General features: G+C 44.4%; 9 protein-coding genes. All 9 read right to left on the minus strand.

Going from position 1 to position 10,628, the window contains the following annotated elements:
• Window positions 1–8: 8 nt before the first annotated feature.
• The gene (gene ispF / locus SLH55_RS20610; RefSeq protein WP_219166381.1) at window positions 9–485 is read right to left on the minus strand and encodes a 2-C-methyl-D-erythritol 2,4-cyclodiphosphate synthase; all 477 of its coding nucleotides are present in this window, start codon (window positions 483–485) and stop codon (window positions 9–11) included.
• Window positions 478–1,182, minus strand: a complete 705-nt coding sequence (gene ispD, locus SLH55_RS20615; RefSeq protein ID WP_219166380.1) for a 2-C-methyl-D-erythritol 4-phosphate cytidylyltransferase — start codon at window positions 1,180–1,182, stop codon at window positions 478–480. Before ispD ends, ispF begins: the two co-directional genes overlap by 8 nt.
• A gap of 81 nt (window positions 1,183–1,263) precedes the next feature.
• A complete protein-coding gene (locus tag SLH55_RS20620; RefSeq protein ID WP_219166379.1) occupies window positions 1,264–2,355 on the minus strand; it encodes a PIN/TRAM domain-containing protein in 1,092 nt (363 codons plus the stop codon).
• Window positions 2,356–2,568: 213 nt separating this feature from the next.
• A complete protein-coding gene (gene disA / locus SLH55_RS20625) occupies window positions 2,569–3,642 on the minus strand; it encodes a DNA integrity scanning diadenylate cyclase DisA (RefSeq protein ID WP_219166378.1) in 1,074 nt (357 codons plus the stop codon).
• Between the two features lie 3 nt (window positions 3,643–3,645).
• Complete coding sequence (gene radA / locus SLH55_RS20630) at window positions 3,646–5,022, minus strand: DNA repair protein RadA (RefSeq protein WP_219166377.1); 1,377 nt, start codon at window positions 5,020–5,022, stop codon at window positions 3,646–3,648.
• A gap of 457 nt (window positions 5,023–5,479) precedes the next feature.
• Entirely contained in the window at window positions 5,480–7,927 is a 2,448-nt protein-coding gene (gene clpC / locus SLH55_RS20635; RefSeq protein WP_219166376.1) for an ATP-dependent protease ATP-binding subunit ClpC, read from the minus strand.
• A gap of 1 nt (window position 7,928) precedes the next feature.
• Window positions 7,929–9,011, minus strand: coding sequence for a protein arginine kinase (locus SLH55_RS20640; protein ID WP_219166375.1), 1,083 nt, complete (start codon window positions 9,009–9,011; stop codon window positions 7,929–7,931).
• Window positions 9,008–9,556, minus strand: a complete 549-nt coding sequence (locus tag SLH55_RS20645) for a UvrB/UvrC motif-containing protein (protein WP_219166374.1) — start codon at window positions 9,554–9,556, stop codon at window positions 9,008–9,010. The genes SLH55_RS20640 and SLH55_RS20645 overlap by 4 nt, the downstream gene beginning before the upstream one ends.
• Before the next feature lie 20 nt (window positions 9,557–9,576).
• A complete protein-coding gene (locus SLH55_RS20650) occupies window positions 9,577–10,038 on the minus strand; it encodes a CtsR family transcriptional regulator (RefSeq protein WP_206857948.1) in 462 nt (153 codons plus the stop codon).
• Window positions 10,039–10,628: the final 590 nt, after the last annotated feature.

A 10,628-nucleotide genomic window follows, 5' to 3' on the forward strand; every position in this document is an offset into this window, starting at 1 on the left:
TTTATCCCCTACTTCTTTTTAATCAAAATGGTGGTTTGTGCGGCAATCCCTTCGCCTCTTCCAGTGAATCCAAGCTTCTCAGAAGTGGTTGCCTTCACATTTACTTCCGCAATATCGGCTTCCAATAACGTTGCGATGCTTTGTCTCATTTCGTCGATATATGGCGCCATCTTAGGTTTCTGGGCAATGATCGTACAATCGATATTCCCCAACTCATAGCCTTCCTCTTTCACAATGGCCCATACATGCTGAAGAAGCTTTGCTGAATCCGCATCCTTAAACTCGGGATCTGTATCCGGAAAGTGCTTCCCGATATCCCCCGCCGCTATCGCACCCAGACACGCATCCGCTACAGCATGCAGCAATACATCCGCATCCGAATGTCCCAACAGACCTTTTTCATATGGAATCGTAATGCCTCCCATGATAAGGGGCCTTCCTTCCACTAGCTGATGAACATCAAATCCTTGTCCAATCCTAAACATGTTTCTCTCCTCCACTCATTTCCTCTCGCTTCTTTAAGATCGCCTCGGCAAAATATAAATCCTCGGGGGTGGTCAGCTTGATATTGTCATAATCACTCTCAACAACAGCCACCTCTACATCTGATCTTTCTACAAGGGAAGCATCATCGGTACCAAGGAAACCATCCTGATCCGCTTCTTTATGTGCTGTCTTCAGAACAGAAACACGAAAAGCTTGTGGAGTTTGAACCATCCACAAGCTTGAGCGTTCAATCGTTTCCTCGACCTCTCCATCCAGTACTTTTTTAATCGTATCTTTAACGGGCACCGCCGCAATGGCAGCTCCTGTTGAATAAGTCTTTTCTACTAATTGGTGAATCGTGGATTCTTTAATAAAAGGTCTTGCTCCGTCATGTACGAGAACAATCCCATGATCAACCTCAAGCAATGCATTATATACACTATGCTGCCTTTCTTCGCCACCGTCCACGAGCTTGACCACCTTCTTGATGCCAAATCGATTCAAGAGGCCTTCAAACACCTTTCGCTCAGATGGGTGTATGGCTAAGTAGATACCTTTACAATGTGTGTCTTGTTCGAAAACACGCAAGGTATGAATGATCACGGGACAACCCTTAAGCTCAAGGAGCAGCTTGTTCCTGTCCGCTTTCATTCGTTTCCCCTGCCCTGCAGCCGGAATGACAACTTCATATTCCATAGAATAACTCCTTTAATACACAAGTAATACTATTCATTATACCTTACTGAATCAATGGAGTCAGGCTTACAAAGAGGTTTCTTATAATGCTTTTTCTAATTGCTTCGGTTTCGCAAAGATCATCCGGCCAGCAGACGTTTGAAGAACGGATGTCACGAGTACGTCGATATACTTACCGATGTAATTGCGGCCTTCTTCCACGACGATCATCGTGCCATCATCCAGGTATGCGATCCCCTGGTTATGCTCTTTCCCATCTTTAATTACCTGGACCTTCAATTCTTCGCCAGGTAATACCACCGGCTTGACGGCATTAGCCAAATCATTGATATTCAGGACTTGTACGCCTTGAAGGTCACACACTTTATTCAAGTTAAAATCATTCGTTACAACGATTCCATTCGTAAGCTTCGCTAATTTCACAAGCTTCGAATCCACTTCCTGGATTTCCTCAAAGTCACCTTCATAAATCTGAACCTCGACAGGAAGCTCCTTCTGGATCCTATTCAGGATATCAAGCCCGCGTCGCCCACGATTTCGCTTCAACACATCAGAAGAATCCGCGATATGCTGGAGCTCCTCCAGTACGAATTGCGGAATCACAACGATCCCTTCCAAAAATCCTGTTTGGCAGATATCCGCGATACGGCCGTCAATAATTACACTCGTATCCAATATCTTGAGGGTCTTCACACCCTCTTCATCAAGGTCCTCGTCCGTCCCTTTTTTCTTACCGCGATTCCCTGTGCCGAATAATCCGACCAGTTCATCCCTTTTCTTAAACCCGACCTGGAATCCTAAATATCCAAGAAGCAGCGTTAATAGAATAGGAACCACCGTGTTGACAATGGGGATCTCCATCTGATTGAACGGGATGCCAGATAAATACGCAACAAACAGACCGATAATCAGGCCTAAACTACCAAATAACAAATCCGTTACCGGTGCCTTAACCAAGCTATCTTCAAACCACTTGACGAAATTGACGACATACTCGACTGCCCAAAACGTAAGAATATAAAAAATAATGGCACCAAATATAGCAGTCATATAAGGGTTATTTATTAAAGGAATGTCCGATAGATTTATGACGGTAAATAATTCGGGAAGTAGAAATATCCCCAGTGTTCCTCCAACGATCAGGAAGCACGCTTGCACGATTCTTTTTAACATTCCCTCACCTCCTCCTACTCATTATAAACAATTTACTATTTTTGAAACGTATGAGCCTTGAAAATTTCAAATTTAATACTGTGGAAACCTTTTTGATACACTTATCCCATATTACTAGCTTCCTTAAGTGAAGGCTAACACGTCTTAAATAAACTGTCAATTTTTTGAAAATGCTACATTTATACCATATATGGCAAATGCAGGACTCTTTACCTACAGCTGTCGATCTGCAAACGTCTGTTCTTTGATCAGTTTTAACCCTTCTTTGATTTTCCTTGCCCTCACTTCGCCGATCCCTTCCACTTCGTCCAGATCATCCACTGAAGCACTCACTACATGAGGGAGGGTTTCAAATCTTGTAATAAGGTTTTCAATGATCACAATCGGTAACCGGGGAATTTTATTCAATACGCGGTATCCTCTTGGATAGATGGCATCATCGTGATGGACATACCCGTGATAGCCCAATAATTTCAATAGGACATTATCCTCTAATACTTCTGAATGAACCAGTTCCTGAAACTTATAAAGAAGTTCAAACGGCTTGATATTTCTTTCATGTGAATAGTCCCTGATGATAAGCATGGCTTCATCTTCAATATCCGTCAATAGCTCATTCATCTGAAGGCGGATCAATCTACCTTCGACACCAAGCTCGCTTAAATAAGTCAACAACTCATTCTTGATGCGCAGAACCATTTCGAACCGGTGAAGAACTTGCAGCAGGTCACTTTGGGTGACAAGCTCTTCAAACTCCAATACCGATAAATTAGAAATGCTCTGATCAAGGACCACTTTATACTTCTCCAAGGTTTGAATCGCCTGATTGGCCTTCGTCAAGATGACAGAGATATCCTTCAAGGCATATCGGAAGTTCCCCTGATACAGGGTGATGACGTTTCTCCGTTGCGAGATGGCGATGACAAGAGCATTGGTCTGTCTTGCGACCCGCTCCGCTGTACGGTGTCTCATCCCGGTTTCCGTAGAAGGGACGTACACATCGGGAGCCAGTTGTGCATTTGCCAAAATAATCTTCGTTCCTGCTTCGTTCAGGATGATGGCCCCGTCCATTTTAGCCAGTTCATAAAGGTAGCTTGGAGAGAATGCACAATTAATATGAAATCCCCCGTCCAATACAGACTTTACCTTATCGTTGTATCCAACGACGATCAGTCCGCCCGTATTGGCTCTCAGCACGTTATCAATGCCATCCCTGATCGGGGCACCGGGAGCAACGAATTGTAATATATCCGACATGGACTTATCTCTTGCCTTCTTATCTTCCATTTCTTATCCTCCTAAAATAATTGACAGCGCTTCGTTAATATTTGATACTCCTGTGACCTCTATATCAGAAGGCGGCTGCCACCCACTTAAGTTATTTTGGGGAATAATCACTCGTTTAAATCCTAACTTAGCCGCTTCCTGTACACGTTGCTCAATTCTAGATACCCTTCTGATCTCACCTGTTAAACCGACTTCTCCGATAATGCAATCGTGGGCACTGGACGCCCGATCCCGAAAGCTTGAAGCGATACTTGCAGCGACGGCCAAATCAATCGCCGGCTCGTCAAGCTTCACCCCGCCTGCCACTTTCAAATAAGCATCCTGCTGCTGTAAAAGCATCCCGGCACGCTTCTCCAACACAGCCATGATCAGCGAAACCCGGCTATGATCAATCCCGGTCGCCATCCTCCGGGGATTGTTGAAGCTGGTCGGTGTCACAAGTGCTTGAATCTCCACAAGAACCGGTCTTGTACCCTCCATTGAAGCAACGACAGTGGAACCGGCAGCACCTTGTGAGCGCTCCTCCAGGAAGATCTCAGATGGGTTGGCCACTTCCTCCAAACCAAGCTCCTTCATCTCGAAAATCCCCATCTCATTCGTAGAACCGAAGCGATTCTTCACCGCTCTTAAAATACGATACGAATGATGGCGCTCCCCTTCAAAATACAACACGGTATCCACCATATGTTCCAACAATCGCGGTCCGGCAATCGATCCTTCCTTCGTAACATGGCCTACAATGAAAATCGCAATGCCCTTAGTTTTCCCGATTCGCATCAGTTCCGCCGTACATTCCCTTACCTGGGACACACTGCCGGGAGCAGATGTCACGTCAGGATGAAAAACCGTCTGAATCGAGTCAATGATGACAAAATCCGGTGAGATTTGTTCTATTGTCTGATGAATCAACTCAAGATTCGTTTCCGCAAATATATATAAATCGTCTGATTTCACGTGTAGCCGATCTGCACGAAGCTTCGTTTGCTTAATGGATTCCTCTCCGGAAATATATAAAACCTTTTGCTTCTGATCAGCCAGCTGAGCTGAAACCTGAAGCAACAATGTCGATTTCCCTATACCAGGGTCTCCCCCGATCAAGATGAGCGATCCAGGTACGACTCCACCACCAAGCACCCGGTTCAGTTCTTTTGATTCAGTCAATACCCTGGGTTCCTGCTTCGTTTCGATGGAGATCAGCTTCTCTGCTTTAGACGGTCCGCTATTCTCTGAATGCATAAACGACGTGCGGGGCTTCTTCCCTGTCATTTCAACTTCTTCCACCATCGTATTCCACTCGTTACATCCCGGACATTTCCCCATCCACTTGGCAGACTCATATCCACAGGATGAACACACAAACTTTGTCTTTTTCTTTGCCAATCTATTCTTCTCCTCTTTTACTCTATTTGTACTCTTAAGTATTCACGATAATACCATTTGGGATGATTGTATCGGTTTTATGTATCAGTTTCAATTTAAGACCCTCAAGAAAAGCGGAGCCGGCTTGGTCAGGCCCGACAAGCACAACTGGGAAATCACAAAAGGCGCTTTTTGCCTTATGTGATTATTCAGTTGTGACCTCGAGGGACTAGCCGGCGCAGCTGGATAACAAGAAAAGCGGAGGTGGCTTGATCAGAGGCGACAAGCTTAAGACGAGTTAACCGGAAAGGCGTCTTTTTGCCTTTTTGGTTAACTTGGCTTATGACCTCGAGCCTCTAGCCACCGCAGCTGGACAATCAGAAAAACGGAGCCGGCTGGGGCAGGCCAGACAAGCATCCATTAAGATAAAAGAGGTACACGAAAAACATATACGTGTACCTCTTAATCACCCTTGCTATTAAGTCGGAGTATTAGCTGCTTCCTCTTCTTTCACTTTTACAACAAACTCACTATCTTCTACATCGATAACAATATTCTGTCCTGTCAGCACTTTACCTCTTAATAGCTCCTCTGACAGTTTATCTTCTACATATTTCTGGATTGCGCGACGCAGCGGCCGTGCGCCGTATTCAGGATCGAATCCTTCATCTGCAATTTTCTCTTTTGCAGCCGGTGAGAGCTCTAAGTGAATATCCTGTTCTTTCAGGCGGCTGGTCAATTGATTTGACATCAATGTCACAATCTCTTTCAGGTGGTCTTTTTCAAGAGAGTGGAACACGATGATTTCATCGATACGGTTCAGGAACTCAGGTCGGAAAGCACGTTTCAGTTCTTCCATGACCTTACCTTTCATATCTTTATAATCCTGTTTTCCATCCTGGATATTGAAACCTACATATTTATTACTCTTAAGGGACTGAGCACCAACATTCGATGTCATGATCAGGACTGTATTCCTGAAGTCTACCGTTCTTCCTTTCGAGTCTGTTAAACGGCCATCCTCTAATACTTGAAGAAGAATGTTAAATACATCTGGATGTGCTTTTTCAATCTCATCCAACAGAACGACTGAGTATGGTTTGCGGCGAACTTTTTCCGTTAACTGACCGCCTTCTTCATACCCTACATAACCCGGAGGTGAACCGACTAAGCGGGACGTCGAATGCTTTTCCATGTACTCTGACATATCAATACGGATCATCGCATCTTCATCACCGAACATGGATTCTGCAAGGGCACGGGCCAATTCTGTTTTCCCGACACCGGTTGGTCCTAGGAAGATGAATGAGCCGATTGGACGCTTTGGATCTTTCAGTCCGGCTCTAGCACGACGCACGGCTTTCGATACCGCCACGACTGCTTCCGACTGCCCGATGACTCTGGAATGAAGGATCTCTTCTAACTTGAGTAAACGATCCGTTTCCGTTTGAGCCAATTTCGATACCGGCACTCCCGTCCAGTTCGAAACGACCTTCGCAATATCTTCAACGGTCACTTCTGTATTTTCCTGACCTTGTTTTTCTTTCCAGGTGTTCTTAGTCTCTTCTAATTCTTCACGAAGCTTCTGCTCAGAATCCCTCAATGAAGCAGCTTTTTCAAATTCCTGGCTTTGTACGGCTGCATCTTTCTCTTTGCGGATTTCTTCCAGCTTGGCTTCAAGCTCTTTCAGATTTGGTGGTGTCGTATAAGAGCGCAGACGCACCTTTGATCCTGCTTCATCAATTAAATCGATCGCCTTATCCGGCAGGAATCTATCAGAGATGTAACGATCAGACAGCTTCACCGCAGCATCGATTGCTTCATCCGTAATGGAAACACGGTGATGGGCTTCATAACGATCACGCAGCCCTTTCAGGATTTGGATGGACTCTTCTGCCGTCGGCTCGTTGACTTGAATCGGTTGGAAACGGCGCTCAAGAGCAGCATCCTTTTCAATATATTTACGGTACTCATCCAGTGTCGTGGCACCGATACACTGTAGTTCTCCACGGGCAAGGGATGGTTTCAGGATATTCGATGCATCAATCGCACCTTCCGCGCCACCCGCACCGATCAATGTATGAAGTTCATCGATGAATAGGATGATGTTACCCGCTTGACGGATTTCATCCATCACTTTCTTCAAGCGATCCTCGAATTCCCCGCGGTATTTGGTACCTGCTACAACCGTCCCCATATCAAGTGTCATGACACGCTTGTCGCGCAGGATTTCCGGCACTTCATTGGCGATGATCTGTTGTGCAAGACCTTCTGCAATCGCCGTCTTCCCTACACCCGGCTCACCAATTAATACCGGGTTATTCTTCGTACGACGACTCAATACTTCAATGACGCGCTGAATCTCTTTGCTGCGTCCAATGACCGGATCCAGGCTGCCTTCACGTGCGATGGCTGTCAGATCACGGGCTAAACTATCAAGAGTCGGTGTATTGGCATTGGCGTTGCCACCACCCTGATGGTTGCTTGAATCATTGCTTCCAAGCAGCTGCAATACTTGCTGCCTTGCTTTATTCAAGCTGACTCCAAGGTTTCCGAGAACACGGGCAGCCACTCCTTCGCCCTCTCGGATCAACCCTAGTAAAATATGTTCCGTCCCTACATATGAGTGCCCCAGCTTACGAGCTTCATCCATGGAAAGTTCGATCACTTTCTTTGCACGCGGCGTATAATGAATCGTTTGGGATTTCTCGGCTCCTTTACCGATTAATCCTTCCACTTCCTTCTGGATTTTTTCCGGGCTTAATCCCAATGCTGTAAGTGCTTTGGCAGCAATCCCTTCACCTTCGCGGACAAGTCCCAATAAAATATGTTCAGTACCAATATTACTGTGTGATAAACGAATTGCTTCTTCCTGAGCTAATGCCAATACTTTTTGGGCTCTTTCTGTAAATCGACCAAACATCATATTATTTTTCCTCCTCACATGTATCTTTATCTAACTTAATTCGCTCCCGAATCAAAGAAGACCTTCTTATATCTCTTTCATTTGGTCTCAATGGACCTCCAGAATATTGTTGTAAAAATCCAGGTTGGGTTAAAATCATTAGTTCATTCAATATATTCTTAGATATCACTTTGATGTATCCTAAATCAATTCCAAGCCTGACATCCGATAAACACTTCGCTGCTTCCTTGGATTCAATGATCCTGCTGTGCTCCAGCACCCCAAGAGAGCGGAAGATCCTATCTTCTAATTGTATGTTTGACGTCTGAACTAATGCGTTTCTTGCCGATTGTTCTTTCTCGATGATTTGCTTCACTACGCTTAATAAATCTGCGACGATATCCTCTTCCGACTTACCAAGTGTCGTTTGATTCGATATCTGAAAGATATTTCCAAGCGCCTCGCTTCCTTCTCCATATATCCCTCTCACCACTAATCCCAACTGATTGATGGCAGGAATGATACGATTTAATTGCTGTGTTAATACAAGACCCGGTAAATGCATCATCACGGAAGCCCTAAGGCCGGTACCTACATTAGTAGGACAGGTCGTTAAATAGCCATGCTTTTCATCGAACGCAAAATCAAATTCACTTTCAAACCAATCGTCTATCACGTTGGCCCTCTTTAGAGCTTCCTCCAATTGCAAACCTGGATATAAACACTGTATTCGAATATGATCCTCTTCGTTTACCATTATGCTAATATCTTCATCACTTGATAATAGGACAGCCCCGTAATTCGTATCCTCCGCCAGGTTAGGGCTTATAAGGTGTTTCTCCATTAATACCCTCTTTTGTAGAGGTTGAATCTCGCTGGTAGGTAAAAATTCCAATTCACCTAAATCTTTAGGATATAACGGAAGCTTCTCCTTCACACGATCCACAATCTCTCTCGCTTCTTCAGAAGAATAAAGAGTGGAAAAACGATAGTCCGTTAAATTCCTCGCCAATCTTACCCGGGAACTGAGAACGATATCCGAATTAGGTCCCTCTTCACTCATCCAAGAACTAACCGCATTGCTCAAAAACTTCTCCAGACTCATTCTTCCTCTCCTCCCTCAGGCTTAATATCTTTTTCCAGGGAGCGAATTTCGTCTCGAATCTCGGCTGCTTTTTCAAACTCTTCATCTGCAATCATCGTTCGCAGTTCAGACTTCAATTGCTGAATCTTCTTTTTCATATGGATGGCCCCGCCCATACGTTCCGGAACCTTCCCACGGTGCTCGACATTCCCGCTATGAACACGCTTCAGCAAAGGAGTCAATTCATCTTTAAACGTCTCATAGCAATGGGCACACCCAAAGCGTCCTACATTAATGAACTGGTGTATCGTCATTTTACATTTTTTACACTGCAGTACTTCTGTCTTAGGAATTTCTGTTTCCTTTGCCTGCTTAAACGCAGGAGCTATATTAAGGAGACCTGCCAATAGATTGTTCACAGAAAACCCGGGGGAAGAATCAAACATAAACATCTCACCCTTATCCTGGGCACATTGATCACATAAATGAACCTCTGTCTTTTCCCCGTTTACCACTTTGGTAAAATGAAGGGTCGCAGGTCTTTCATTACACTCTTGACAAACCATCCCATTCACCTCTTTAACCCTTACTCATACTTCAATGTATCCAGCATGGCTCTCAGCATTCTTCCTCGGAGGACATCCCGTTCGGGTAAATCGACCATAATGACGGATCGGTCCATCACACTCAGCATGATCTTGGCTTCTCTTTCAGAAATAATCTCCTCTTCCACCAATCGAAAAACAATATCAGCTGCCGTATTCTGACTGATTGTCTGGGTAATCAGCGCCACTAACTGGTCAATCAAATGAACTTGATCGTGGGCTTTCACCTTCATAATCCGGATATAGCCCCCGCCGCCACGTTTACTTTCTACTACATACCCCCGCTCTATCGTGAACCGGGTGTTGATTACGTAATTAATTTGAGAAGGAACACATTGGAATTTATCAGCAATTTCGCTTCTTTTTATCTCGACTATCTCACTTTCACTCAGGTCTAGCACATTCTTTAAATAACTTTCAATGATGTCGGATATGTTCCTCATCAAACCTCCTCCTCATTTTGACTTTGACTATATTTGACTATAATTATACAACCGCCTTTTAAACTTTGCAATTATGAAGTTTGACCTTAAAAGTTTTCCTGTTTAAGGAAAGTTTTAAACGTGGGAATGAAAGATTGTTGGATAGAATTTAGAAAATGGGGGAATGGGTGGGTTTGAATGGTGTGGTGGTAGAGTGGTGTGATGTGGTGGGGGTTACTGAATTTGATGGGTTGGATGTTTTTGACGGGTGAAAGAATTTGTTAAATAGTGAAAGTGATCTCCTTTGTACAAATACTGATGTTTTGACTGGCGAGAAGAGTGTAGCATTTGAGGAATTCGTGATAATTGCGTCGTTTTTGAATTTATTGCGTCATTGCGGAGGGTGATTGCGTCATTCCCACTCTTGATTGCGTCATATTTTCGTTAATTGCGTTTATCACCAATTATTACCTAAAAATGACTAACCTCTCACCCATTTTTAACAATCAAACCAAAAAAAAGAGTAACTCCCAATGAGCTACTCTTTAATCTATTTGCCTGGCGACGTCCTACTCTCACAGGGGGAGATCCCCCAACTACCATCGGCGCTG

This window comes from Rossellomorea sp. YZS02 (genome assembly GCF_033963925.1).
Lineage (GTDB): Bacteria > Bacillota > Bacilli > Bacillales > Bacillaceae_B > Rossellomorea.

What these genes read in the sequence shown, in the direction of transcription:
- ispF (WP_219166381.1), bottom strand. Translation starts at nt 485, where the DNA reads ATGTTTAGGATTGGACAAGGATTTGATGTTCATCAGCTAGTGGAAGGA.
- ispD (WP_219166380.1), bottom strand. Translation starts at nt 1,182, where the DNA reads ATGGAATATGAAGTTGTCATTCCGGCTGCAGGGCAGGGGAAACGAATG.
- SLH55_RS20620 (WP_219166379.1), bottom strand. Translation starts at nt 2,355, where the DNA reads ATGTTAAAAAGAATCGTGCAAGCGTGCTTCCTGATCGTTGGAGGAACA.
- disA (WP_219166378.1), bottom strand. Translation starts at nt 3,642, where the DNA reads ATGGAAGATAAGAAGGCAAGAGATAAGTCCATGTCGGATATATTACAA.
- clpC (WP_219166376.1), bottom strand. Translation starts at nt 7,927, where the DNA reads ATGATGTTTGGTCGATTTACAGAAAGAGCCCAAAAAGTATTGGCATTA.
- SLH55_RS20640 (WP_219166375.1), bottom strand. Translation starts at nt 9,011, where the DNA reads ATGAGTCTGGAGAAGTTTTTGAGCAATGCGGTTAGTTCTTGGATGAGT.
- SLH55_RS20645 (WP_219166374.1), bottom strand. Translation starts at nt 9,556, where the DNA reads ATGGTTTGTCAAGAGTGTAATGAAAGACCTGCGACCCTTCATTTTACC.
- SLH55_RS20650 (WP_206857948.1), bottom strand. Translation starts at nt 10,038, where the DNA reads ATGAGGAACATATCCGACATCATTGAAAGTTATTTAAAGAATGTGCTA.